Source organism: Falsiroseomonas bella, assembly GCF_003173615.1.
GTDB lineage: Bacteria > Pseudomonadota > Alphaproteobacteria > Acetobacterales > Acetobacteraceae > Falsiroseomonas > Falsiroseomonas bella.
Genome location: NZ_QGNA01000005.1, coordinates 549000 through 573352 on the forward strand (window position 1 = coordinate 549000; position 24353 = coordinate 573352).

Consider the following 24353-nt stretch of genomic DNA (forward strand, 5'->3'; position numbering starts at 1 on the left):
GCTTCAGGTGCCCAGGGTGGTGCGGACAAACAGCTCCTCGACCGCGAGCGGCCGGGGCGAGAGACCCTGCGCGTGGTGCCAGCGCGTGAGCGCCTCCAGCGCGCGGCGATTGCGGGCGACGCCATAGGGCCAGTAGTCGTCACCCAGCGCTTCGCGCGTGCGGGCGAATTCGGCTGGCGCCCAGGGCAGCGCGACCTTCAGCGCCTGCACGATGGAGAGGTCGGCGATCGCCAGATCCTTCGCCGCGGTGAAGGCCGCCATCAGCGACATGGCGAGCCAGGGCTCGGCCTCCGCCAGCTCGCGGCGGATGCCCATCAGGTGCATGACCGGGAAGATGCCGGTGCGGCGGGCGTAGTCGCGCTCCCGCGCCTCGTAGTCCGGGAAGAGGCGGATGATGCGCGGATCGCCCTTCACGAAGGCCTTGGGCGGCTTGTAGGCGAGCAGCGCATCGAGCTCGCCCTCCATCAGCATGTCCGCCAGCATCCGTCCCTCCGGCGCGCGTTCCACGCGGAAGCCTTCGGGAAGGTCGGGCAGCGGGATGTGGGTGCGTTCCCTTTCGTCCACGTCGCCCATCACCCAGGTGACGTCGCGCCCGCCGATCCCGTGCTCGTCCTCCATCAGGCCGCGCGCGACGACGGCAGCCGTCATGGAGTATTCGCGCACGCCGATGCGCCGTCCCTTCAGCGCCTCCGGCCGCGTGATGCCGGCATCCGCGCGCAGGAACCAGGCGCCGTGGCGGAAGCTGCGGGAGGGGAAGATCGGCAGGCCGAGATAGCCGTTCGTGCCGCGCGCCACCTGCGCCATGTAGTTGGAGAAGGACAGCTCCGAGACGTCGAACTCCGCGCCGCCTAGCGCACGCGAGAACATCGTCTCGATCGGCATGTCGTGCAGCCAGATCGGATCGCAGCCCTCCACGGTCACGCGGCCGTCGATCAGCGGGCGCGTCCGGTCGTAGTCCCACACGGCGATGGTCGGGCGCAGTCGGCCCATGGTCCTCTCCCCCTTCGATTCACGCCTGGACGGCGCCCAGATAGGCTTCGCGGATCATCGGGTCCGCGGCCAGCGCCGCGCTGCTGCCCGCGCCCACCACGCTGCCGCGGTCCAGGATGTAGCCCGCATGCGCGACGTCGAGCGCGGCCATCACGTCCTGCTCCACCAGCAGGATGGCGACGCCCGCTGCGTTGATCGCGCGCAGCGCGTCCATCAGCAGGTCCACCGCCGCCGGCGCGAGGCCGAGCGAGAGCTCGTCGATCATCAGCACGCGGGGATCGGCCATGATTCCGCGGCCGATCGCGCACATCTGCTGCTCGCCGCCCGACAGGGTGGAGGCGTCCTGATGGCGGCGCTCCGCGAGGCGCGGGAATGTCTCGTAGACGCGCTCGAGGTCACGGCGGATCGCGGCCTGGTCGCGGCGGAGATAGGCGCCCATCAGCAGGTTGTCGCGCACGCTCATCGCGGCGAAGAGGCGGCGGCCTTCCGGCACGTGGACGACTCCGGCGCGCACCATCGCCTCCGGCCCTGCATTCGTCAGGTCCTGCCCTGCCGCGCGCACGCGGCCGGCGCGGGCGGAAACGAGGCCGGATACGGCGCGCAGCAGCGTCGTCTTGCCCGCGCCGTTGGAGCCGATGATGCAGGTGATCGCGCCGGCCGCGACGGAGAGCGAGACGCCGCGCAGCACCGCGACGTCGCCATAGCCCGCGTGCAGCTCCTCGACCTCGAGCGCCGCGTCGCTCATGCCGCACCGCGCTCCGCGTAGCGCCGGCCGAGATAGGCGGCGACGACCTCCTTGTCGCGCACCACCTCCTGCGGGGCGCCGTCGGCGATCAGGCGGCCATGGTGCAGCACGGCGATGCGCGTCGAGACGCCGAGGACCACCTTCATCAGGTGCTCGATGATGACGATCGTGATCCCTTCCGCGGCGATGCGGCGGATCAGGGCCAGCGCCTCGTCGATCTCGGCGGTGTTGAGGCCGGCATTCACCTCGTCCAGCATGATCAGGCGCGGCTTCATCGCCAGCGCGCGCGCGAGTTCCAGCCGCTTCCGGCGGGCGAGCGTGAGCGTCGCCGCGGGCGCGTCGGCCAGATCGGCGAGGTTGACGAAGCCGAGGCTCTCGCGCGCCGCGGCCAGCGCGGAGGCGACATCCGCGGCGCCACCCGCGAAGAGAGCGCCGGCGGCGACGTTCTCCGCCACCGTCATGCGCGGGAAGGGCTGCACGATCTGCCAGGTGCGCGCGAGCCCAAGCCGCGCGACGCGGTGCGGCGGCAGGCGGGTGATGTCCTGCCCCTCGAAGGTGACGCGGCCCGATGTCGCGGTGTGGACGCCGGTGACGACATTGACCAGCGTCGTCTTGCCCGCGCCGTTCGGGCCGATCAGGCCGAGTATCTCGCCGCGGCCGAGTTCAAGTGAGACGGAATCGAGCGCCGCCAGCCCGCCGAAGCGGCGGGAAACGCCCTCGAGGCGGAGCAGCGCGCTCATGCGGCGCCTCGTCCACGGCGGCCGAGCAGGCGGCGCGTCGCGTCCATCAGCCCGTTCGGCAGGAACAGCACCAGCACGACGATGATCACGCCGAGCACGGCGGCATGCAGCGTCAGGAAGCTGCGCCACACCGCTTCCTCGAACAGCAGCAGCAGGCCGGCGCCGACCACCGGCCCGAAGACGGTGCCGAGGCCGCCGAGCAGCACCATCACCAGCGGCTTGACGGAGAGCAGCACGTCGAAGACGTCGGGCGGCTCGATGTAGTGCGTCCAGCTGGCATAGGCGCCGCCGGCCAGCCCCGGGAAGATCGCGGAGATCGCGAAGGCGAGCGTCTTGGCGCGGCGGGTGTCCACGCCGAGCATGCCGGCCGCGTCCTCGTTCTGCTGGATGCAGCGCAGCGCGAAGCCGAGCCGCGATCCGCGCAGCAGCAGCGTCGCCGCGCCGGCAAGCGCCGCGACGCCGAGCATCAGGTGCAGGAAGAACGCCGCCTGCGCGTGCAGTTCCATCGCCGGCACGGGCAGATTCAGCCCCATGCCGCCACCGGTGAGCCATTCGAGCTTGGTCGCGAGCTCGCGGAGCACCTCGGCCAGCGCCAGGCTCGCGATGGCGAAGTAGTGGCCGCGCAGATGCAGGATCGCCCCGCCCACCGCCGCCGCAAACAGCCCGGCCAGCGCGCCGCCGGCGGCGAGCGCCGGCAGCATCGGCCATCCGGCGGATTGCAGGATCGCGCAGGTGTAGGCGCCAAGACCGAAGAAGGCGGCGGTGGCGAAGGAGGGATAGCCCGCGAAGCCGCCGATCACGTTCCAGGACAGCGCGAGCGCGGCATACATGCAGAACACGGTGCCGAGCCGCAGCGTGTAGTTGTCCGCCACCATCGGCAACGCCGCCAGCACGGCGACGCCGAGCACGAGCAGCGCCCAGTCGCGCAGCCCGCTCATGCGTAGCCCCGGCGGCCGAGCAATCCGTCCGGCCGGAGCGCGAGGACCGCGATCAGCACCATGAAGGAGATGGTGATCGCCCATTCCGGCCCGAGCCAGAGCGCGCCGAAGCTCTCGATCAGCCCGAGCGCGATGCCGCCGACCAGCGCGCCGGGCACGCTGCCGAGCCCGCCGAGGACGCAGACCGTGAAGGCCTTGCCCAGGAAAAGGCCGCTGTTGAGCGGCGAGACCGGGAAGATCAGCGCCAGCAGCACGCCCGCCGCCCCCGCCATGGCAGCGCCGAGACCGAAGGTGACGGCATTGATGCGCGGCACGTTGACGCCCATCAGCGCCGCCGCGTCGCGGTCCATGCGTACCGCGACCACGGCGCGCCCGAGCCGCGTGCCGCGCAGCAGCAGCCAGAGCCCGCCCGTCAGCAGCAGCGCCAGCGCCATCGCTGCCACGCGGTCGCCCGGCAGCACGACGTCGCCAAGGAACAGCACGCCGAGCGGCGTTTCCAGGTTGAGCCGCCGGTAGTCGGCAGTGAAGGCGACGATCATCGTGTTGTTCAGCATCAGGTCGAGGCCGAAGGTCAGCGTCAGCGTCATCAGCACTGGCGCCGCGATCACCCTGTTCACCAGCAACCCCTGCGTCGCGTGGCCCACCGCGTAGAGTGCGGCGGCCACCGGCAGGATCGCCAGGAAGGGATGCAGCCCGAGCACCTGGTAGGCGAACAGCGCCAGGTAGCTGCCCAGCACGATGAAGGAGCCGTGCAGGATGTTGATGACGTTCAGCACGCCCCAGACGAGGGAGAAGCCGACCGCGATGCACGCATAGAGACCGCCGAGCACCAGCCCGTTGGCCGCGACCTGGAGGTAGAGCATCAGCCCACGCCGAAGCGCAGATCCGCCTGCTTGATCCCCTGCGGGAAGATGACGCGCGGCTGCCCGCCCTGGATCTGGAACACCGGCGGCTCGAGCGAGGTGATCTGTCCGGTCGGGCCGAACTTCACGCGGCCATAGAAGGTGGTCGCGTCCATCGCCGCCAGCGCGTCGCGCACCTTGGCCGGCTCGATCGTGCGAGCGGCTTCGACCGCCATCTGCAGGATCGCGCCGGCAGCCGCGGCGGAGGCCTCGGCATAGTCGGGCTCGGCGTTGAAGCGCTGTTCCCAGGCCTGGTTGAAGGACTCGGTCGTGCCGAAGAGATCCTGGCCCTGGTAGCGCACCGCGGGATGCCACCAGGCGGCGCTGGTGATGTTCTCCGCCTGGCGGCCGGTGGCGCTGATGAACTCGCGATAGGCCGGGCCGGCGATCATCGTGACCACCGGCGCGCGCAGGCCGAGATCGGCCATCTGCTTGCGGATCAGGATCAGGTCGTTGGTGTAGCCGGTGGCGAAGACCCAGTCCGGGCGCTGCGCGCGCATCTGGGTGATGGCGCTGGCGTGGTCCATGGTGCCGATCGCGTATTTCTCGTCGAACACCACCTGCAGGTTCCGCTTGCGCGCGCTGGCCACCATCTCCTGCCCGATCGCCAGCGGGAAGAGGTCGTTGCGCGCGAGGACGGCAACGCGCCGCACCTGCGGATTGGCGCCGGTGACGATCTCGGCCAGAGGTTCCGTCAGGGTGCTGTTGGGCGTGAAGGTGCCGAACAGGAACTTGTAGCCCTGGTCGTAGACCTGTTCCGACGACGCGGTCGCGGCGATGGTCGGGATGCCGTAGCGCTCGTTGACCGAGGATGCGGCCTTCGCCGCGCCCGAACCGAAGGGCGAGAAGAGGAAGTTCACCCGGTCCTGCGTGATCAGCCGCTCCGCCGTCTGCACCGCGCGCGGCGTGTTGGAGGCGTAGTCGGCATAGACGATCTCGACGCGGTGCTTCGTGCCGGCGACATCCACGCCGCCGCGCGCATTCGCCGCCGCCGCCCAGAAATCGTAGCCGTTGCGCTGCTTGATGCCCTCCGGCGCGAGCGGCCCGGTCAGCGGCAGCGGCGCGCCGACCCGGATCGTGGGCTGCTGGCCGCGCGCGGCGCCGAGCGGCGCGAGAAGGCCGGCGGCGGCGAAGCCGAGCGCCGAGCGGCGACCGAAGGCCGGAAGCGTCGTCATGCTGTGTCTCTCCCCCGCGGTTGAATCCGGTGCGGCGCATGTCGGCATGCGGCGACGGTGATGGCAAGAGCCGATCGGCCGCGCGGACGCTTGCCCGCCAGGCTGCCATCGGCTTCATTGCATGGCGATCGTGCAGTTCGCGGACGGGGTTGCGCATGGCTCAGACAATCGCGGTGACGGCCGCCGGCTACCGTTTCGTGCCGGGTGTCTTCCAGTACTCGGCCGGCGTGGCGGCGCTGCCCGGCTTCCGAATCGAGCGCGTGCGCTTCGAGGAGCCGGTGCCGATGGCGGAAGGCTGGCGCCGCATCGCCGCCTGGCTCGACGCGGCCGGCCGCCCGCGCAACGCCTTCTGCGCCTGCGAGCTGCGCTCGCCCGCACCCTTCACGGAGGAGGGCTTCCGCAGCTTCAACACCGCCTATGCCGCGGTGCTGCGCGAATGGGGTGTGCTGCTCGACGGCAACGTGAACCCGGTGGCGCGCAGCAATGTCTGCCCGGAGGTCGCGCCGCCCGCCGAGCCCGGCTTCCACGCCTTCTCCTACACAGTCCCTGCGGCCGATGCGCCGCCATCCTTCGTCGTCGCCGGCAGCGGCGAGGCCGAGGAAGGGCATGCGAACTACCGCGACCACATCGTGGCGCTGGACGACACCTCCCCCGCCGGCCTGCGCAGCAAGGCGCGCTGGGTGCTCGGCGAGATGGAGCGGCGGATGGGCGCGCTCGGCGGCGACTGGGCGGGTACGACGGCGGCGCAGCTCTACACGGTGTTCGACATCCACCCCTTCCTGGCGAAGGAGATCGTCGCGCGCGGCGCGGCGCGCCATGGCCTCACCTGGCATTACTGCCGCCCGCCCGTGGTCGGGCTCGACTACGAGATGGATTGCCGCCGCGTGGCTGTCGAGCACGTCGCCTTGGCATGAGTGCTGCGGACCGGTCCGCGGTGGACCGGTCCGCCGCGGCGCTCAGGCCTGCAGCCGCTGCGCCAGCTCGCGCTTGAGGACCTTGCCCGCGCTGTTGCGCGGCAGCTCGTCCACGACGACGACACGAAGCGGCCATTTCGGCCGCGGCAGCCGATCGCGCGCGAAGCCGAGCAGCGCCTCCGGGCTCGCGGGACGCTCCAGCCGCACGAAGGCGGCGATCTCCTCGCCGAACTCCGCCGAGGGGATGCCGACGGCCGCGCTCTCGGCAACGTCGGGATGCGCGTTCAGGACGGCCTCGATGTCGGCCGGGTAGATGTTGATGCCGCCGCGTATGATCATGTCCTTCTGCCGGCCGCGCAGCGTCACGAAGCCTTCCGCATCCACCGAGGCGAGGTCGCCCGGGTGGAACCAGCCGTCGCGGAAGGCCTCGGCGGAGGCGTCGTCGTCGCGGTGATAGGCGGTGGCGCAGCCGGGTCCGCGATAGCGGAGCAGCCCGGTCTCGCCGGCTGGCAGTGGCCGGCCGGCCTCGTCCACTACCTCGACCTCCACGCCGAAGACGGGCCGTCCCACCGTGCCGCCATGCGCACCGAGATCCTCGGGCGCGAGCAGCGACACGCCGCCCCCTTCGGTCGAAGCGTAGTATTCGAAGAAGTTCGGGCACAGGCGGTCGCGGATCGCCACGCGCTCCTCGGCCGAGAGCGGCGCGCCGGAGGAGAGCAGAAGGTGCAGCCCCCTGAGCGGCGCGAGCGCGGCGTCGTCGAGCGCGAGCAGCCGGCGGAATTGCGTCGGCACCAGGAACAGGCTTGTGGCGCGCTCGGCGGCGACGCAGGCGATGAGCTCCTCGGGGCCGCAGGGGGGCGGGCGCAGAATCACGGTCCCGCCGGAATAGAGCACCGACATCGCGAAGGTGCGTCCGCCGCCGAAATAGAGCGGCGTCGCGGAGACGAAGCGATCCCGTCCGTTCAGGCCGAGATTGATCCAATGCGTGCGGAAGCGCGCGAGGAAATGCGCATGCGTGATGAGCGGGCCCTTCGGCCGCCCCGTGGTGCCGGAGGAGAGCGAGAGCACGAAGGGCAGGCCGGGATCGCTCGGGAAGCGCATCACCGCGGCGACGGCATCCGGCGCTTCCTCCGGCACCAGACAATCGAGGCCTGGCAGCGCGGGCATGTCGGGCTCCACCAGGACGAGGGAGGCGCCGAAATGCGTGGCGACGTTGCGCTGCTCCTCCGTCGTCCAGCGCACATCCAGCGGCAGGATCGCGATGCCTGCGCGGGCGAGCGCGTAGAGGGCCACGACATGCTGCGCCGTGTCGTGCAGGCAGACGCCAACGGGCCGGTCCGCGGGCAGGCCCAGCCCGGTGAGCCAGGCGGCCATCCGCCGCACGCGCGTGCAGAACTCCGCATGGGTGAGACGGAGCGCACCGTCGATCAGCGCCGGGTGGGTCGGCCGCGCCTTCGCATGGATGTCGAGCGCATCCGCGAGGCTCACGACGCCGCACCGTCCAGCTTGTAGACGCGCAGCGCATTGGTGCGCAGGAACTTCTGCCGCACCGGCTCGGGCAGGTTCAGCGCGTCGATCTCGGCCATGGTGCGGCCGAAGTCGAGCACCGGGAAATCGGTGCCGAAGATCACCTTGTCCTGGCCGTAGCTGCGGATGTAGTGCACGAAGGATTGCGGCCAGTAGCGCGGGCTGTGCGCGTCGGAGCCGATGAAGACATTCGCGTGCTTCCAGGCCATCGCGATCATCTCGTCGGTCCAGGGAATGCCGACATGGATGCCGATGATGCGCAGCTCGGGGAAGTCGCAGGCGACCGCATCGAGCGCGATGGGCCGCCCGACGGAGCGCAGCGGATAGGACGGATCGTACACCATGGATTGCCCGACCTGCAGCTGCACGGGCACGTCGAGCTCCACGCATTTCGCGTAGAACGGGTACCACTTCGCGTGGTCCGGCGGCAGCTCGAACCAGTGCGGGTAGAAATGCGCGCCGATGAAGCCGTATTCCGTGACCGCGCGCGCGAGTTCGCGCACGCCGCGCATGCCTTCCGTGGGGTCGAGCCCGGCCAGGCCGTGGAAGCGGTCGGGATGCGCCTGCACCGCCTCCGCGACCAGGCGGTAGTCCACGTGGTAGCAGGCGGGATGGCCGAGCCTTCCGACCTTGGCGGCGATCAGGAAGGCGCGCTCGATGCCCGCGGCGTCCATGCGCGCGAGCATCTCCTTCAGGCTCAGCCCCTGGAAGGTCTCGGGCTTCACGCGCATCTTGCCGGTGTAGAAGGCGGTGCGGTCGGGCCGACCCGCGAGCGCCTCCGGCGTCCAGATGTTGACCACGGCGTCGATCGCCCGCAGTGCCGTCATGTCGCGTTCCCCGCCAGCAGTCCCAATTCGCGCGCGATGCCGTCGCGCAGCACCTCGTTCGCGCCTTCGCCGAAGGTGTAGAGGCGCGAATCGCGCCACAGCCGCTGCATGTCGCTGTCGGCCGCATAGCCGGCGCTGGCCATGACCTGCATGCCCGCATCCGTCACGTCGCGCAGCGTCTCGGTCGCGACGATCTTGGCCTGCGCCGCCTCGCGCCGGCAGGGCGCGCCCGAACCAATCAGCCGCGCGAGATGCGCAACCATCAGCCGCGACAGGTCCACCCGGATGCGCAGGTCCGCAAGGCGGTGCGCCACCGACTGGAAGGTGCCGATCGGCCGGCCGAACTGCACGCGGCTTCGGGCATGGTCCAGCGCAAGGCCGAGCGCGGCCTCCGCCGCGCCCGTCACGGTCGCGGCCATCGAGGCGCGCGAGTAGTGCAGCGTGGACATCAGCTGCGCGAAGCCGCGGCCTTCCTCGCCGAGCAGCGCGTCCTCCGGCACCACGACTTCGTCCAGACCGATGTCGAAGGAGGGCATGCAGTTGTTGCCGATCTTCGGCAGCCGCGTCATCGCGATGCCCGGCGTCGCGGTCGGGACGAGGAACAGCGAGATGCCGCGGTGCCCCTCGCGCTCGGGCCCGGTGCGCGCGGGCAGGATCAGCCAGCGCGCCGCCTCGGCGTCGCTGATCCAGGTCTTGCGGCCGCTGATGCGCCAGCCGCCGGGCCCGCGCTCGGCGCGCGTGCGGATCGCGGCGGCGTCGCTGCCGGCCTGCGGCTCGGTCAGCGCCAGCGCGCAGAACGCCTCGCCCGCCATCAGCACGGGCAGCAGCGCGGAGCGCTGCGCCGCGCTGCCGTAGGCGAGAAGCGACATCAGGCCGAAGCCGACCACGCGGTTGAAGATGGAGGCGGCCATGTAGGCGTGCCGGCCGAGCCGCTCCTGCACCAGCGCGACGGTGAGCCACTCCGCGCCGAGCCCGCCCTGCGCCTGCGGCACGGCCAGCGCGAAGAAGCCGGCGCGGCCCATCTCGGGCAGCAGGTCGTAGGGCGGCACATGCTTCGCGTCGCGCCGCCGGATCTCCTCGGGCGGCAGGGTGCGCCGCAGGAACGCCTCCACCGAGGCGAGGATCTGCGCCTGCTCCTCCGTGGCGGCGGCGAGCATGCGCGTCACACCTTCAGCCGCGCGGAGGCGTGCCAGGGGATCAGCATCCGCCGCAGCGCGCCGATCGAGAAGTAGAAGGTGAAGCCGAGGATGGACATGTGCATCAGCACGGCGAACATGCCGTCCGTCTCGAAGGCGTTGAGGCGGGCGATGAGCAGGTGGCCGAGGCCGGAACTGCCGCCGAGATACTCGCCGACGATCGCGCCGATGATCGCCAGCACGATGCCGACCTCGAGCCCCGTCAGGATGTAGGGCAGCGCCGAGGGCAGCTCCAGCCGCCGGAACACCTGCCAGCGGCTGGCGTTCAGCGACACCATCACGTCGCGGTGGCCCTCGTCGATGGACTTCACGCCGAGCGCGGTGTTGGTGAGGATCGGGAAGAAGGAGAGCACCGCCGCGACAATCACCTTGGAGGTGATGCCGAAGCCGAACCACAGGACGAACAGCGGAACCAGCGCGACCTTGGGGATGACCTGGGTCGCGACGATGAAGGGATTGAGCGTCAGCTCCAGCCAGCGCGCGCGCGCGATCAGCACGCCGAGGCCGATGCCGAGCACACAGGCATAGGCGAAGCCGGTGAGCGTCGCATAGACCGTCATCCAGGTGTGGTGCCAGGCGCGCGGGTCGCGGAGCAGTTCCAGCCAGGCCTGCCAGACCGCGCCCGGCCGCGGCAGGATCAGCGGCGAGACACCGGCGAGCCGGACATAGAGGTCCCAGGCGAGGATCAGCAGCCCGGCCAGGACCGGCGTGGTGATCCACGGCAGCGCGCGATCCGTCATCCGCCGGCGGCGCGCGAGGGCGGCGGAGGGCGGGAGCGACGCGGCGCGCGCGTCATCGGGCATGGCCGGATCCTTCCTCGCCGATCTCGTTGAGCCGATGGCGAAGGCCGCGCACGATGGCCTGGAACTCAGCGCTCGACTGCAGGTCAGGCATGCGGGGGCGCGCGAAGGCGATCCGCTCGATCCTGTCCACGCGGCCCGGACGGGGTGAGAGCAGCACGACGCGGTCGGCGAGGAACACCGCCTCCGCGATGGAGTGGGTGACCAGCACGATCGTCTTCCGCGTCTCCAGCCAGATACGCTGGAGTTCCATGTTCATCGCCTCGCGCGTCATCGCGTCGAGCGCGCCGAAAGGCTCGTCCATCAGCAGGATGCGCGGCTCGTAGGACAGGGCGCGGGCAATCGCGGCGCGCTGACGCATGCCGCCCGAGAGCTCCCGCGGCCAGCGCTTGCCGAAGCCCTCGATCCCGACGAGCCGCATCAGCGCGGCGGCGCGCGCGCGGCGCTCGGGCGCGGGCACGCCCTTCAGCTCGAGCGGCAGCGCGATGTTCTTCTCGATGGAGAGCCAGGGGAACAGGTTGGCGTCCTGGAACACCATGCCGAGTTCCGACAGCGCCTGCGCCTGGCGCTGGCCGTTGCGCCAGAGGCTCTTGCCCTCGATTGCGATCTCGCCCGAACTGGGCTCGATCAGGCCGCCGATCATGCGCAGCATCGTGGTCTTGCCGCAGCCGGACGGCCCGAGCAGCACGAGGAACTCGCCATCCGCCACCGCAAGGTCGGTGCGCGCCAGCGCGTGCACGGGCTCGTCGCGCGTGCCGTACCACTTCTCGACCGCGCCGAAGGCGATGGCGGGGTGGACAGCTTCGGCCATTCTCTCTCCCGGCGGGGCGCCGCTCCGTCTTCGCCGATCGTCGCGCGGCGGGGCATGGCTGTCCATGCCCCGTCAGGACGGCGGGAAAAGCGCCTCCCCTGCGGCGATCGCCGCCACCGCGTCGCGCGCCGCGACAATGCGTGCGAAGCCGAAGGCCATCGCATCGAGCGAGGCGGCGTGGCGGGCGGCGTCGAAATCCGCGACAGCCTCCCGCACGACGAAGGTGCGGATGTCGCGCTGCGCCGCGTCGCGCACCGAGGATTCGACGCACATCGAGGTGGTCACGCCGCCGACCATCAGCGCGCGGATGCCGCGTGCGGCGAGGACGATGTCGAGCGGCGTGCCGAAGAAGGCCGAGTAGCGTGGCTTGTCGATGATGGTGTCGGCAGGATCCACGCCGGCTTCGGCCGGGATCTCCACATCCGCGCTGCCGCGCGCGAGCGCCCCGATCTCGCCGAGGCGCGGGCGGAGCTCGGTGGTGAGCAGGCCGCCATCGGCATGGTCGGCGCGCAGCACGTGGCGCGTCCAGATAACCGGCATGCCGGCGGCACGCGCGGCGTGGGCCAGCGCGTAGCCCTCGCGCGCCGCCGCCGCGCAGGCCGAAACGTCGCGCCCCTGCGCCGCCACGAACCCCGCCGGATGAAGGAAGCCGCGCTGCAGGTCCACCAGCAGCAGCGCCGCCTCGGCGCGCCGGAACCGCATCAGCCGCGCGCGCGCTCCACGAACTCGTTGGTGTAGAGCGCGTCGGCGCGGCCGCCCGCCGGCGCGAACCCGGCGGCCGCCATCAGGTCGTAGCCGCGCTGCCAGCGATCAGGCACGTTGCGCAGCAGGTTCTCGCGCCCGGCGGTCAGCCAGAACTGCATCTCGTTGCGCAGGATCGCCGGCGCGAGCGCGGCGTTGCGCATCTCCGCGATCTCGAAGCCGCGGATGTTGGCCAGGGTGCGCGAAAGGTCGGTGTCGGCCAGCATGTCCTGGAGCGAGCGGCGCACGGCGCGCAGGAAGCGCACCACCATGTCGCCATTCTGCGCGACCGTCGCGCGGCGCGCGATGTAGCACTGGCCCGGGATCGGGGCGACGTCGTCGGTGTTCCACGCGACATGCGGCGTGTTCGACGCCTGCAGCGCGACCGGCACGCCGGCCGAGACGATGTAGGCGTCGATCCGGCCCTGCTCGATCAGTTGCAGCCCGGCCGGCGAGTTCGGCGCCGTCTGCCGCGCGACGCGGGTCCGGTCGACGCCGCGCGCCTGCAGCATCACGTCCAGCACGATCTCCGTCGCCCCGCCGACGGATAGGATCCCGATGGTCTTTCCCGCCATCTCCTCCGGCGTGCGGATGGGGCGGCTCGTCGGGCTGATCACGTAGAAGGGCGAGCCCTGGCTGATCGTCGCCACCGCGATCAGCTCCTGCCCGCCGGGACGCGAGGAAGCGCGGATATGGTCGCCGACGCCGGTGCGCGACAGCAGCGCGCCGCCGCCCACGATCTGCTGCACCGCCATCGCGGAACCGCGCCCCTGCTCGACGGTGACGTCCAGCCCTTCCCGCTCGAAGTAGCCGCCGCCTTTCGCATTCAGCACGTCGACGAAGGCGAGGATGTAGGCGAAGGGCGTCACGAAGGTCATCGCGCGCGCGCCCTGCGCCCGGGCGTCGCGGAGCGTGATGCCTGCGACGCTGCCGCCCGCAAGGGCAAGCGCGGCGCGACGCGTCACCGGAAAGCGGGACATGACATTCTCCTCAACGGCCTTCCGGTGACGTTGAAGTGCGGGCCGCTCGTCGTCAACGGGGTGCGCCCGTCCGCCGCGCAAGCGCTCGTGTCCGCAGCGGGAACGGACGGCGCAGCAGGTCGGGCGCCCCGGCCGATGTCGGCATCCCGTGGCGCGGTGAGCAGCGGGACGCGGCCAGGAACAACGTCACGGTCGCGGCGGGCTATAGAGCAGCCAATCGACGCCTTCGCTGAGCGTCGCGCCGCCGCCGATGTTGCCGATCGTCACCGCAATGAGATTGCTTGCGGCGCCGACGAGCCAGATGCGGAAAGGCAGCCGCATCCAGTTGCACGTCTCGCCAGAAGCCATCGGCAGCCAGGAACTTGATGGGCAGTCCGAAGCTGAGGAAGTGCATGTTCGCGACCGCGTGCTCGAACCCCGCTGCCACAAAGCCGGCGATCGGCAGCACGAGCATGATCAGGCGGTGGGCGGGAAGGCGGCTGGAAAGCGCGGAGGAGAACCATGCGCACGCGGCGCGCGCGGCAAGCGAAGTTTTGCCGGCCGACCGGGCCGCCGGCGCGACGCGGCTCGTCGTCTGCGACCTGTCCGCGGCGCCGCATCTCGACCTCGCGGCGCGGGTGAAGCATGGCCGCGTGGCCCCGCGCCCCAGGAGGGGCAGACCAACCGCATGACGGCGCTCACGGCGAGCGGCGACGGCTTCTCCGCCACGCTGCAAAATTCGATCGGCACCCGCGTGGTGGTGACCGGCCGCATGCCGGACGGCCACACCGTCCAGGCGCGCGAGGTCATGTCGTAACGAGCGGTGACCCGCGCGCGCATTCAGGGCGGGAGGGGCCAGGGTGGAACCCCGATCACCGCGGCATGGCTTGCGGCCAGCGCGGCCCACAGCGCGAGCCCGGCGGCCAGCCGCGCCGGCGCCAGCCGGGCCGGGCCGCGCGGCAGCAGCGCGTCAAAGCGCCCCGTCCCCCATCGCCGCCGCCGCCGTGCATCGAGCGCGCGCATCCCGAGCAGGCTGATCGCCGCGAAAGGCCCGAACAGCAGCACATGCGCCAGGTCCCCGTTCGGCAGCAGATGCGCGCCCGACCAAAGCGCGAGGGCGAGCAGCACCGGATGGCGGGTCAGCGCCAGCACGCCCGGGCGCGCCGGGTCGTAGCGGTCGTTGCGCGCCCCGGCGATCGAGAACGGGTTCGGCACCGCGACGCCCAGCGCGGCCAGCAGGCAGGCCGCGACCATCGCCACGTTCACCACCCAGGCCTGCCACCAGGCCCAGCCCCAGACCGGCACGAAGGGCGCCCGGCCCGCCGCGCCGATCATCCAGGCCAGGATGAGGATCGACAGCGCGCTGTAGGCGGCCAGGAAGGCGCGCTCGCCCACGACGTCCACGATCGGCCCGCGCAGCGCCGGGCGCGCCGGCAGCATGTGGCTGGCCAGGAAGACCGCCCAGGCCGCGGCGTATTCGCCCCAGCCGCCCATCAGCCCGGCTTCCCGTTTGGCCTCGGCGGCCGCGCCAGAACAGCGCCCGTTCGAGTGGAACCGAGCCGCGGTTGCGCCGAACGGGCATAAGCTGCTCCGGGATCATTGTTTCCAGAGCACGACCTGCCGATCGACTGGTTGCAGTCGATCGGAACGTGCTCCAGGGCGAGAGCGACGCCCGCCATCACGCCCCTTTCGGCCGGAAGGCGACGCAGGCGGCCGGGTCGGTCTCGATCCGCGGCCCGCCGATCAGGTCGATGCAGTAGGGTATGGCCGGGAACACCGCGTCGAGGCATTCGGCGATGGCGGAGGGCTTGCCCGGCAGGTTGACGATCAGGCTCGACCCCCGCGTGCCGGCCACCTGACGCGACAGGATCGCGGTCGGTACGGCGCGCAGCGAGACGGCGCGCATCAGCTCGCCGAAGCCCGGCAGCATGCGCGCGCAGACCGCCTCGGTCGCCTCGGGCGTGACGTCGCGTGGCGCGGGACCGGTGCCGCCGGTGGTCACGATCAGCGGGCAGGCTTCCTTGTCGGCGAGTTCGATCAGCGCCGCCTCGATCGCCGGCCGCTCGTCCGGCACCAGGCGGCGCACGGGGCGCCAGGGCGTGGCGAGGATTCGCGCGAGCGCCGCCTCGATGCCCGGCCCGCCCTGGTCCTGGTAGATGCCGCGGAAGGCGCGATCGCTGACCGTGACCACGCCGACCGGCACCACCGCGCTCATGCGCCGAAGCGCGGGAACAGCACGTTGTTCTCGAGGTGGATGTGCTGCGTCAGGTCCTCGGCGAACTGCGCCGTCCCGGCATAGAGGGCGCGCCAGGAATTGCAGGCATCCTCGGGCGGCTCGTGGCCGTGCGTGATCGCCTCCAGCCCGCGCAGGCGAAGCCCGTGGTCGTCGTGCTCGTCGCGCATCAGCTGCATGGCCATCGCCGGGGCGTGGCCCGCGCGCAGCATGGGAAAGAGGCCCTGTTCCTCCTTCTGCATATGGTCCGTCATCTCCCATTCGATGCGGGTGAGCAGATCGGCCAGGCCCTGCGGCACCTCGGGGTGATCGCGGTGCACCGCCTCCACCCGGCGCGCAAGGCGGATCAGCTCCGGCACCTGGGCGCGATGGACGTCGTGGTATCGGGCGATGATGTGGTCGATCAGCGCGCCGGTCTCCTCCGGCGCCTCGGGCACGCCGGGCACGAGCGCGGCGAGTTCGGCCTCGATCGCGGGCAGCGCCTCGGCGGCGACCGCATCCGCCAGGCGCACGGCGCCGCCGCAGCAGAAGTCGAGCTTGCGGCGGCGGAAGACTGCGGTGGCGCCCGGCAGGGCGGCGGCGATCTCGCCGATCTGGCGGGCGGCGAAGCCGGGGTCGGTGGCGGCACTCATGCGGGGACTTCCTTGCTGGTCCGGTTGGGCAGGGACAGAGGTGTCAGCCCCATTTCGAGGCTGGCGGCGATGCGGCGGGCGCGTTCGATCAGATGCGCGGCGCCTGCGGGCGGGAGGCGCGCCGCGGCGGTCTCCTCGAACAGGGCGAGCCAGCGGGCGAAATGCGCCGCGCCGAGCCCGAGATGCGCATGCGCCTGCAACGGCTGGCCGTGATAGGTGCCGGCCATCAGCGCGACCGAGCACCAGAACTGCGTGATGCGGGCGATATGGGCCTCCCAGTCCGCGACGCCGTCGAAGGCCGGGCCGAGCAGCGGGTCGCGCCGCGCGGCGCCGTAGAAGACGCGCAGGAAGGCTTCCAGCACCGCCTCGTCCAGGCCGGTCGCGGCGCTCAGCTGACGTGCCAGGGCGGCGCGGCGCTCGGAGGTTTCGGGGTACGCGTGCAATCTGGTATCTCCTATACCACTTACCATCCGCCCGTATTGTGGTATTGTCAATGCCAATTTCTCCCGGCGGCCGCAGTTGCCGCCCGGAGCGCAGGGAGCCCGCCATGGCCCGACCACCGAACAGCCTCGCCTCCCCGGTCTGCTTCCTGCACGAACTGGAACCGGACGCCGCGGGCGGCTTCGCGGCGGTGGACCCGCAGCAGCGCCGCGATGTCGCGCGCTTCCGCCGCGCCGAGCGGGAGAGGCTGATCGCCGCGCGCATTGCGCTTGGCGTGGCGACGCGCGCGTCCCTGTCCGCTCGCATCGCGGCCCATCTCGACACGCTGCTGGGCGATCCGCGGGGCATCGTCGTCTCGGCCTGGATGCCGTTCCGGGGCGAGCCGGACCTGCGGCCCTGGATGGCCTCGGCCAACGCCCGCGGGGCGATCACCGCGCTGCCGGTGGCCGAGGCGCATGGCCGGCCGCTCGAATTCCGCCGCTGGCAACCAGGCGAGGCGCTGCGCCCGGGCCTGTGGAACATCCCCGTCCCGGCGGCGGGTGACGCCGTGATCCCGGCGGTGGTTCTGGCCCCGTTGGTGGGCTTCGATCCGGCGTTCTACCGGCTCGGCTATGGCGGCGGGTTCTTCGACCGGACGCTGGCCGCGCTCTCGCCGCGACCGCGTGCGATCGGGGTGGGCTTCGCGCTGTCGCGCATGCCGACCATCTTCCCGCAGCCGCACGACATCCCGATGACCGCCATCGTCACGGAGGACGGCGTGCTCGACGCGCCGCCGGTGCCGCCTCCGGACGGGCCGCCCGGATGCCGATGACTTGGTCGCACAGGCTGATCCTGGCACTCCTGCTCCTGTTCGAGCCGGAATGGCGAGCCTTCACCGGGCGGGCGGGGCTCGGGCGCGTCTTCTGGGTCTATGGCGTGCTGGTCAGCAGCGGCCTCGCCCTGCTGTTCCTGCTGGCACGCGAGGCGCAGCGCATCGACGTGCAGCAACTGCTGCTGGTGGTCATGCTGCTGTACACCGGCCTGATCCTGGTTGCCGTGTGGCGCTGCGCCGGGCCTGCGGCGCCGCCCTGGGGCCAGATCGCCCGTGCGCTGACCGTGGCCTGGGCGCTGAACGTGCTCCTGCTGATCGGCTTCCTGCAGATCGACCTGGCCGTCGCCTGGCTCGGAGGATCGGCATCATGACCGCCGCACGTGCCGGGCGTACCGCCGCTCCTCCCCAAGACGGCGCGCGACCTGTTCCCAGGCCGCTTCGCGCTGGCCATGCCGAACCCGCTCCTGTCCATTCCCTTCTTGGGGGGCCGTGAATGCGCCTTCTCGCCTCGACCGACTTTGCGCTGCGCATCCTCCTGAAGCTTGGCGAGGATCCGGCGCGCCAGCTCTCGACCGAGGAGTTGTCGGCAGGCATCGGCGTGCCGCGCAACCATGTGCAGAAGATCGTTCAGTACCTCGCCACCGCCGGCCTGGTGCGGACGCAGCGCGGCGCGCGCGGCGGCGTCACGCTGGCCCGGCCGGCGAGCGAGATCCGCATCGGCGCGGTCGTACGCCGTCTCGAGGCCGGGCAGGCGCTGGTCGAGTGCTTTCGCGCCGATGGCGGGGCCTGCTGCTTCTCCCCCACCTGTCGTCTGGCCGGCACGCTAGGCGATGCGCGGGAGGCCTTCATGGCGGTGCTGGACAGGACCAGCCTGGCGGCGTGCCTGACGCCGTTACAACATTTTGTGGATGACGGACCTCTCTGACCACCATATGTTGTCTTCCACCTGAGTCGCGCGCCGCGCGACCCGTGAGGAAGGTGGCCCAATGGATGGTTTGCCCGTCGGCGCAGCCTCGCGCCGGAACAGCGCCTCGCAGCCCGGCTCGAGCTTCGGCGAAGCGCCTCTGCCGCCGCGCGCCCTCGACCCCGGCATGGGCCTCGCCGTTGCCCGGCGCACCGTCTTCCGCCCTGCCGATGCGGAGGATTTCGGCCGCGTCGCGGACCGCGTGGCCGCCGGCAACATGGCGCTGCTGGGCGAACGCGCCGATGCCACGGAACGGGCGCGGCTGCGCAACGCCATCGCCACGGGCGCGCTGATCACCTCCGGGCGGCACCTGCAGCATGGCGACGCGGCGCAACCGGGGCGCAACATGGAGGTCTTCACCAACTGCGCGACCGCCATGACCAGCTTCGCGCTGTTCTACCTGCTGCTGAACGGCAGCGGCGTCGGCCGCGCCTATGACGACGAGCTGGTGGCGGTGGACTGGGGCCAGGCGCCGCGGCTGCTGCTGCACCTCTCGCCCGACCATCCCGACTTCCCTGACAGGCGCGAGGAGATCCACCGCTTCGGCGCCGAGTTCGGCCTGCTGCCCTGGGGCACCACGCTCGCCGCCATGAGCGAGGCGCAGGAGGCCGAGATCCGCGCCTTCGTCGCGCGCGAGATCCTGCGCGACACGCAGGCCGTGCCGCTGCACGCCATCCGCCACGCCATCGCCGACAGCCGCGAGGGCTGGGGCAAGGCGGTGGAGCTGCTGGAAAGTCTCGCCTTCGCGGGTGCGGCGGACCGCACCTTGCTGCTCGACTTCTCCGCCATCCGCCCCTGCGGCGCGCCGATCGGCGGCATGCAGGGGCGGCCGGCCTCCGGGCCGCTGTCGCTGCTGCGGGCCTTCGTCAACCTGCGCAACCAGGTGATCGAGCCGGCGCGCCACCGCAGCCCGGCCGACGAGGCGCTGGCACCCTGGGAGCAGGCGCTGCTGGTCGATCACCATCTCTCGGTCGAGGTGCAGGTCGGCGGCGCGCGCCGTGCCGCGCGCATGGCGACGAAGTCCTGGCGCGACCCTGGCATCTTCCGCTTCATCCGCCTCAAGGCCGAGGGCGGGCTCTGGACCGCGAACAACTCCGTCATGGTCGATGCCGCGTTCTGGGAAGGCGTGCGCGCCGCGCGTGCGGGCAGCGGCTCGCCGCTCGACCGCCATGCGCTGGCGGTGTTCGAGGAAGCGACCGCCTGCGGCTACATCAATGGCGAGCCCGGCTTCATCAACGGCGACCGGCTCGAGGACCACCGTACCGGCACCGCCTGGGCGAAGCCCGTGCACACGGACGGGCGCGACCTGCGCTCGGCGCGCTACGCGGCCGACCACGCCGTCCCGCTGCTCGCCGAGCTCGGCCGCCGCGCGGCCGAGGCGCGCTTCCCCGCCACCACCAACCCGTGCGGCGAGATCACGCTGCACGTCACCGGCGGCTACTGCGTCATCGCCGATTTCGCGCCGCTGCTCGCCTGCCCGCGCGACCTTGCGGCGATGTCGCCGGGCGAGGTGACGGAGGACGTCGCGGCGGCATGGGATGCGCGAGTAGAGGACAGCGTGCGGCTCGGCGTGCGCTTCCTGATGCGGGCGAACCTGATGGATGCGCTCTACGCCGACGAGGTGCGACGCACCAACCGCATGGGCATCGGCCCGACCGGCCTGCACGAATGGGCCTGGATGCGCTGGGGCTTCAGCTTCGAGGACCTGCTCGACGAGCGGCGGAGCGCGCCCTTCTGGGCGATGCTGGCCCGGCTGTCCGCGGCGGCGAAGGAGGAAGGCGTCGCCTATGCGGGCGAACTCGGCCTGCCGGCGCCCTTCACCGTCACCACGGTGAAGCCTGCCGGCACCACGAGCAAGCTGTTCGGCCTGACCGAGGGCGCGCATCTGCCGGCGCGGCGGCAATACCTGCGCTGGGTGCAGTTCAAGGGCGTGAAGGGCGAGCATGGCTGGGCGCGCGACGCGGACCCGCTGCTCCCGGACTACGAGGCGCGCGGCTATCCGGTGCGTGGCCTGCGCAGCTTCCCCGGCATGTCGATCGTCGGCTTCCCGACGCTGCCGCTGATCCAGCGGCTCGGCATCGGCGACCGTCTGGTGACGGCGCCGGAGGCGAGCCCGGCGGAGCAGTATCGCTGGCTCGGCCTGCTGGAGCGGCACTGGATCGGTGCCGAGCGCGGCAACCAGGTGAGCTACACGCTCAAGATCTTCACCGACCGCCACGACCTCGACGCGTTCCGCGAGCTGGTGCTGCGTCACCAGCCGGAGATCCGCTGCTGCGCCATCCTGCCGAGCCGGCCGGATCACGCGCTCGGCTACGAATACCTGCCGGAGGAGGAACTGCCCGCCGGGCGCTTCGCCGCGATCGTGGACGGCATCGAGGATGCGGCGCTCCACGAGGCGGTGGACATGGCGCATCTCGCCTGCGCGTCGGGCGTCTGCCCGATCTGACGCCCGGCCCTGGACCTCGAAGTCCTGGCGGGGCTGGCCGGGCGATCAGTCGCTGCTCCCTGGCGGGCGCTATGCCGGGCCGGGGCTCCCGGGGGCCGTCCGGCACGGCCCCCCGGATCGAGCTGGTTGGTCACTTGGCGTCGATGCTGCGGCTGGAGGGCGCGTGTCGTGCGCGCGACATGGTGATTCGTCCTCCACTCCGGCGCGACGTTCCTCCGCTCAGAGCACGCCGATAAGCCACAGGACGATGAGGATCGGGATCGGGATCCCGAGCAGCCACAGCAGTCCACCCTTCAGCATGTCCGATCTCCTTGCCGTGCAGCGTTCCAGCGACATCCAGGTCCGGTTGGGCCCCGTTCGCCTCCTTGGGAGAACATCCCGGGCGCGGCAGTGTTCGGGGCTGTTGCGACTGGCGAATGGGACGTCGTGGATGCCAGGAATTCCGAACCGCATCCCGGGGCGCTCTCGGCCCGATGTTCGGCTTTCCGAACACGGGTCCTGAGTTCGCGTCCCGCCTTTCGGCCCGTCGGTAGCCAACCGGGCGGCGTCGGAGACACCGGGGGCGCCCTGCGGCGTTGCGACCGTCTGCCCCTCGTAGCGGCCCACCACGGCCCAAGGATCCGATGCGACGTCCAGCCCTGCCCGTCTCGCTCCGCGTGCCGCTGCTGGCCGGCCTGGCGGTGTTCGTCTTCGCGGTGGCGACCAGCCGGCTGATGCTGTGGGGCATGGGCCAGATAACCGACCGCGAGATCTCCCGCCTCGGTCGTGTATACCTGGACGGCCTCGCCGCCGCGGTGCTGCCCTCGGTCCTCCGTGACGACGGGCCTGGTCTGGAGGCCGCGCTGAACCGGGCGCTCGGCTTCCAGCAGGGCATCCGGGAACGTCAGATCATCGTGGGGACGCCAGCCGGCGAGCACTATGCCAGTGCCGGCGTCGGGCCGGAGAGCGAATGGCCCGCTCCCTTCCTGCGCGGTGTTCCCGGCGAGACGCTGGAGTTCTCGGAGGATGGCGGGGCCGTCTGGGCGCAGCGGCCCCTTGAGGAGGATGGGCGGCACATCGCCTACATCGCCGCGCAGCTCGACGTGGGAGGGCTGGCGCGGCGACGGCAGCGCTTCCGCGGGGGCATGGTCCTGTTCAGCCTCGCGCTCGCGGTCGTCGGCGGCGGGCTGTCCGCCGTCGCGGCGCGCTGGACCATGAGGCCGGTGCTCACGGTCACCGATGCGCTCGACAGGGCCGGGCGTGGCCGCATCTCGCCGATCCCGAACGCAGAGCTGCCTGCGGCGGGAACCGAGGCTCGGCGCCTCGCGCTCGCCTTCAACACGGTGGTGGCGCATGTGAAGGAGCGCGACAGGCTGGAGCGCCAGCTCGCCGGTCGCGAGCGGACGGCTACGCTCGGGCGGCTCGCCGCGACGGTCGCACACGAGGTGCGCAACCCGCTGGCGGGCATCGTGACCTCCGTCGAGATCATCCGCCGCTTCGGCGACGACCGCCCCGAGCGCGAGGAGGCAGTGGAGGTGATCGCGCGCGGGCTGGAGCAGATCGAGCGCGTGGTCTCGTCCACCCTCGCCTTCCACCGGGACCACGGCCTGCAGCGCCCGCTGAGCCAAGCCGATCTCGAGGATCTTCGCGTCCTGGTCGCCCCGCAGGCCGAGGCGCGGGGCGTGGCGCTGAACTGGATGGCGGACCTGCCGCGGCCCTTTCCCGTCGATGCGGCGCCGCTACGCCAGGCTGTGCTCAACCTGCTGCTGAACGCGGTTGCGGCCTCGCCGGCCGGCTCGCGGGCCGGGCTGCGGGCGGGGCTCGATGAGCAGGAATGCCTCTTCGTCGAGGTGGAGGACGCCGGGCCAGGGCTGCCCGATGCGGCGCGCCGACGACTGACCGGCGAGGATGGGCCGGCAGGCGCCGAGGAGGCCACGCCCGGCCTCGGCCTGGAGATCGTCGAGACCATCGCGCGCCGGCTCGGCGCGCGCCTCGCGGTGGAGCGTGGTGGCGAAGCGCGCGGAACGCGCATCACCCTCGTCGTGCCGCCCAACCCCTCCGATCCGCTGTGCACGGACCCCGAGGACCTTTCGGCATGAGCGAACTCGCGGGCTGTTCCGTCGTGATGATCGAGGACGACGCCGTCCTCGGCCGCTCCATCGTGCAGCTGCTGCGCCTGTCGGGCGTCGTCACCTACTGGGCGAAGGGCGTCGCGGAGGGAGAGACGCTGCTCCGCCGGCACCGGCCGACCATGGTCCTCTGCGACATGCGCCTGCCGGACGGCAGCGGCGAGGCGCTCATCGCGCGGCTGATGCCCGAGCTTGGCGGCACGCCGGTGGTCGCGATGACCGCGTTCAGTGGCGTGGAGCAGGCAGTGCGAATGATGCGGGCAGGCGTGGACGACTACCTGCCGAAGCCCTTCGAGCCGCAGCGCCTGCTCGACAAGCTCGCGGCCTATGCCTCACGCAGCGCGCGCGTGCCGGGCGAGCCCGAGGTGGTTGCCGGCTGGCGTTCCCCGCCGATGCGCGCCCTGGCCGCGGCGCTCGAGCGTGTGGCACAGAGCCCCGCGACACTGCTGCTGCGCGGCGAAAGCGGGGTGGGCAAGGGTGTGGCTGCGAAGCGCCTGCACGGCCAGGCGGGGCCGGAGGCGCCCTTCGTCGCCGTGGACTGCGCCGCACTCCCCTCGACGGCCGAGGAGGCGGAGGCGGTGCTGTTCGGGCGTGGCGACTCGCCGGGCCTGCTTGACAGCGCCGGCGGGGGAACGCTCTTCCTGGACGAGGTCGCCGAGCTCGGTCCACCGCTGCAGGCGCGCCTGCTGGGGCTGGTGGAGGAGCGCAGCTACGCTCCGCCCGGCGTGACCGAGCCGCGGCGGCTCCGGGCCCGCATCGTCGCTGCCTCCAATGCCGATCTCGCTGGCCTGGCCGGAGCGGGCACATTCCGTCAGGACCTGCTGTTCCGGCTCTCCGTCGTCGAACTCGTTGTGCCGCCCCTGCGCGAGCGTCCGGAGGATCTGACCGATCTTGCGGACCACTTCCTCGAGCACTTCTCGCGAGCATCAGGCGAGGAGACGAAGCACCTCGGGGAGGATGCGGTGGACGCGCTGCTCGCGCATCGCTGGCCGGGCAATGTGCGCGAGCTGCGCAACCGGATGGAGCTTGCCGTGCTGCTCGCGCCCGCAGACGAGATCACTCGGGCGGACCTGTTTCCGGCGCCAGCGCAGCAGCCGGACACGCAGCCTGACGCTGCCCTCCCGCTGGTGGAGCACGCAGCGGGTGCGGCGACGGCTTGCACGCCGGAGCCGGCGTCACTGGCCGAAGCCCGGGATGCCGCGGAGCGCGAGCACATCCGCCGCGTGCTGGCGCGTTGCCGCGGGAAGGTCGGCGATGCGGCGCGCGCGCTCGGCGTCTCCCGCACGACGCTCTGGGAGCGCATGCGGCGGCTCGGCCCGCCGTCACGGTGACAGGCCCACGACCGCCGGGCGGCACCTGGTCGGCGCTTGTGCTTTGCCGATCGGCGCAACGCTCGCGCCGGAACGGCGGCACCGCTGGTCCGTTCGTCTCCCAGTTCCTGCGAACGGAGGAC

At 71.8% G+C, this 24353-nt stretch carries 27 protein-coding genes; 9 read left to right on the forward strand and 18 right to left on the reverse strand.

Features of this window, described 5'->3' with window-relative positions:
- Window positions 1-3: 3 nt before the first annotated feature.
- Genes DFH01_RS23230 through DFH01_RS23255 form a run of 6 tightly spaced genes read right to left on the reverse strand, consistent with a single transcriptional unit; the run spans window position 4 to window position 5490 of the window.
- A complete protein-coding gene (locus DFH01_RS23230; protein WP_109872866.1) occupies window positions 4-990 on the reverse strand; it encodes a substrate-binding domain-containing protein in 987 nt (328 codons plus the stop codon).
- 19 nt (window positions 991-1009) lie between these two features.
- Window positions 1010-1735 carry an ABC transporter ATP-binding protein gene (locus DFH01_RS23235; protein ID WP_109872867.1) on the reverse strand — a complete coding sequence of 242 codons (726 nt, stop codon included), beginning with the start codon at window positions 1733-1735 and terminating at the stop codon, window positions 1010-1012.
- Window positions 1732-2475, reverse strand: a complete 744-nt coding sequence (locus tag DFH01_RS23240; protein WP_109872868.1) for an ABC transporter ATP-binding protein — start codon at window positions 2473-2475, stop codon at window positions 1732-1734. Before DFH01_RS23240 ends, DFH01_RS23235 begins: the two co-directional genes overlap by 4 nt.
- Window positions 2472-3413 (reverse strand): branched-chain amino acid ABC transporter permease, encoded by a 942-nt coding sequence (locus tag DFH01_RS23245; RefSeq protein ID WP_109872869.1) that lies wholly within the window; start codon window positions 3411-3413, stop codon window positions 2472-2474. Before DFH01_RS23245 ends, DFH01_RS23240 begins: the two co-directional genes overlap by 4 nt.
- Window positions 3410-4276, reverse strand: coding sequence for a branched-chain amino acid ABC transporter permease (locus DFH01_RS23250; protein WP_109872870.1), 867 nt, complete (start codon window positions 4274-4276; stop codon window positions 3410-3412). Before DFH01_RS23250 ends, DFH01_RS23245 begins: the two co-directional genes overlap by 4 nt.
- Window positions 4276-5490, reverse strand: coding sequence for an amino acid ABC transporter substrate-binding protein (locus DFH01_RS23255; protein WP_109872871.1), 1215 nt, complete (start codon window positions 5488-5490; stop codon window positions 4276-4278). Before DFH01_RS23255 ends, DFH01_RS23250 begins: the two co-directional genes overlap by 1 nt.
- Window positions 5491-5645: 155 nt before the next feature.
- Between DFH01_RS23255 and cnbZ the strand changes: the two genes are divergently transcribed.
- Entirely contained in the window at window positions 5646-6404 is a 759-nt protein-coding gene (gene cnbZ / locus DFH01_RS23260; RefSeq protein ID WP_109872872.1) for a 2-amino-5-chloromuconate deaminase CnbZ, read from the forward strand.
- 42 nt (window positions 6405-6446) lie between these two features.
- Here the strand turns inward: cnbZ and DFH01_RS23265 are convergent, their stop codons facing one another.
- The 8 genes from DFH01_RS23265 to DFH01_RS29070 form a co-directional block, all read right to left on the reverse strand.
- The gene (locus DFH01_RS23265) at window positions 6447-7892 is read right to left on the reverse strand and encodes a class I adenylate-forming enzyme family protein (protein ID WP_109872873.1); all 1446 of its coding nucleotides are present in this window, start codon (window positions 7890-7892) and stop codon (window positions 6447-6449) included.
- Window positions 7889-8758, reverse strand: coding sequence for an amidohydrolase family protein (locus DFH01_RS23270; RefSeq protein ID WP_109872874.1), 870 nt, complete (start codon window positions 8756-8758; stop codon window positions 7889-7891). Before DFH01_RS23270 ends, DFH01_RS23265 begins: the two co-directional genes overlap by 4 nt.
- A complete protein-coding gene (locus tag DFH01_RS23275; protein ID WP_146217130.1) occupies window positions 8755-9915 on the reverse strand; it encodes an acyl-CoA dehydrogenase family protein in 1161 nt (386 codons plus the stop codon). Before DFH01_RS23275 ends, DFH01_RS23270 begins: the two co-directional genes overlap by 4 nt.
- Before the next feature lie 5 nt (window positions 9916-9920).
- Window positions 9921-10757 (reverse strand): ABC transporter permease, encoded by an 837-nt coding sequence (locus DFH01_RS23280; protein ID WP_199231361.1) that lies wholly within the window; start codon window positions 10755-10757, stop codon window positions 9921-9923.
- Window positions 10747-11565 (reverse strand): ABC transporter ATP-binding protein, encoded by an 819-nt coding sequence (locus DFH01_RS23285; protein ID WP_109872876.1) that lies wholly within the window; start codon window positions 11563-11565, stop codon window positions 10747-10749. Before DFH01_RS23285 ends, DFH01_RS23280 begins: the two co-directional genes overlap by 11 nt.
- A gap of 72 nt (window positions 11566-11637) precedes the next feature.
- Window positions 11638-12267 (reverse strand): cysteine hydrolase family protein, encoded by a 630-nt coding sequence (locus tag DFH01_RS23290; RefSeq protein WP_109872877.1) that lies wholly within the window; start codon window positions 12265-12267, stop codon window positions 11638-11640.
- Window positions 12267-13286, reverse strand: a complete 1020-nt coding sequence (locus DFH01_RS23295; protein WP_109872878.1) for an ABC transporter substrate-binding protein — start codon at window positions 13284-13286, stop codon at window positions 12267-12269. Before DFH01_RS23295 ends, DFH01_RS23290 begins: the two co-directional genes overlap by 1 nt.
- A 186-nt stretch (window positions 13287-13472) precedes the next feature.
- Window positions 13473-13607, reverse strand: coding sequence for a hypothetical protein (locus tag DFH01_RS29070; protein ID WP_269846287.1), 135 nt, complete (start codon window positions 13605-13607; stop codon window positions 13473-13475).
- Between the two features lie 71 nt (window positions 13608-13678).
- Between DFH01_RS29070 and DFH01_RS23300 the strand changes: the two genes are divergently transcribed.
- Window positions 13679-13957 carry a hypothetical protein gene (locus tag DFH01_RS23300; protein WP_109872879.1) on the forward strand — a complete coding sequence of 93 codons (279 nt, stop codon included), beginning with the start codon at window positions 13679-13681 and terminating at the stop codon, window positions 13955-13957.
- Entirely contained in the window at window positions 13954-14082 is a 129-nt protein-coding gene (locus tag DFH01_RS29075; RefSeq protein WP_269846288.1) for a hypothetical protein, read from the forward strand. Before DFH01_RS23300 ends, DFH01_RS29075 begins: the two co-directional genes overlap by 4 nt.
- A gap of 23 nt (window positions 14083-14105) precedes the next feature.
- On the opposite strand, the gene DFH01_RS23305 is transcribed toward DFH01_RS29075, so the two are convergent.
- From DFH01_RS23305 to DFH01_RS23320, 4 genes are all read right to left on the reverse strand, one after another.
- Window positions 14106-14759 carry an NnrU family protein gene (locus DFH01_RS23305; RefSeq protein ID WP_109872880.1) on the reverse strand — a complete coding sequence of 218 codons (654 nt, stop codon included), beginning with the start codon at window positions 14757-14759 and terminating at the stop codon, window positions 14106-14108.
- 184 nt (window positions 14760-14943) lie between these two features.
- Window positions 14944-15480: a molybdopterin adenylyltransferase gene (gene mog, locus DFH01_RS23310; protein ID WP_109872881.1), complete on the reverse strand. Its 537-nt coding sequence runs from the start codon at window positions 15478-15480 to the stop codon at window positions 14944-14946.
- Window positions 15477-16130 (reverse strand): DUF542 domain-containing protein, encoded by a 654-nt coding sequence (locus DFH01_RS23315; protein WP_109872882.1) that lies wholly within the window; start codon window positions 16128-16130, stop codon window positions 15477-15479. Before DFH01_RS23315 ends, mog begins: the two co-directional genes overlap by 4 nt.
- Window positions 16127-16573, reverse strand: a complete 447-nt coding sequence (locus DFH01_RS23320; protein WP_109872883.1) for a group III truncated hemoglobin — start codon at window positions 16571-16573, stop codon at window positions 16127-16129. The genes DFH01_RS23315 and DFH01_RS23320 overlap by 4 nt, the downstream gene beginning before the upstream one ends.
- 104 nt (window positions 16574-16677) lie before the next feature.
- Here DFH01_RS23320 and DFH01_RS23325 point away from each other — a divergent pair, with 104 nt between their 5' ends.
- The 6 genes from DFH01_RS23325 (at window position 16678) to DFH01_RS23350 (ending at window position 24231) form a co-directional block, all read left to right on the forward strand.
- Window positions 16678-17382, forward strand: coding sequence for a 5-formyltetrahydrofolate cyclo-ligase (locus tag DFH01_RS23325; protein ID WP_109872884.1), 705 nt, complete (start codon window positions 16678-16680; stop codon window positions 17380-17382).
- Complete coding sequence (locus DFH01_RS23330; protein ID WP_109872885.1) at window positions 17379-17753, forward strand: hypothetical protein; 375 nt, start codon at window positions 17379-17381, stop codon at window positions 17751-17753. Before DFH01_RS23325 ends, DFH01_RS23330 begins: the two co-directional genes overlap by 4 nt.
- A 122-nt stretch (window positions 17754-17875) precedes the next feature.
- On the forward strand, window positions 17876-18307 hold the full coding sequence (locus DFH01_RS23335) for an RrF2 family transcriptional regulator (protein WP_109872886.1): 432 nt from the start codon (window positions 17876-17878) through the stop codon (window positions 18305-18307).
- Between the two features lie 61 nt (window positions 18308-18368).
- Window positions 18369-20792 (forward strand): recombinase, encoded by a 2424-nt coding sequence (locus DFH01_RS23340; RefSeq protein WP_109872887.1) that lies wholly within the window; start codon window positions 18369-18371, stop codon window positions 20790-20792.
- A gap of 623 nt (window positions 20793-21415) precedes the next feature.
- Window positions 21416-22870 (forward strand): sensor histidine kinase, encoded by a 1455-nt coding sequence (locus DFH01_RS23345; RefSeq protein WP_109872888.1) that lies wholly within the window; start codon window positions 21416-21418, stop codon window positions 22868-22870.
- The gene (locus DFH01_RS23350; protein ID WP_109872889.1) at window positions 22867-24231 is read left to right on the forward strand and encodes a sigma-54-dependent transcriptional regulator; all 1365 of its coding nucleotides are present in this window, start codon (window positions 22867-22869) and stop codon (window positions 24229-24231) included. The genes DFH01_RS23345 and DFH01_RS23350 overlap by 4 nt, the downstream gene beginning before the upstream one ends.
- The last annotated feature ends 122 nt before the right edge of the window (window positions 24232-24353 follow it).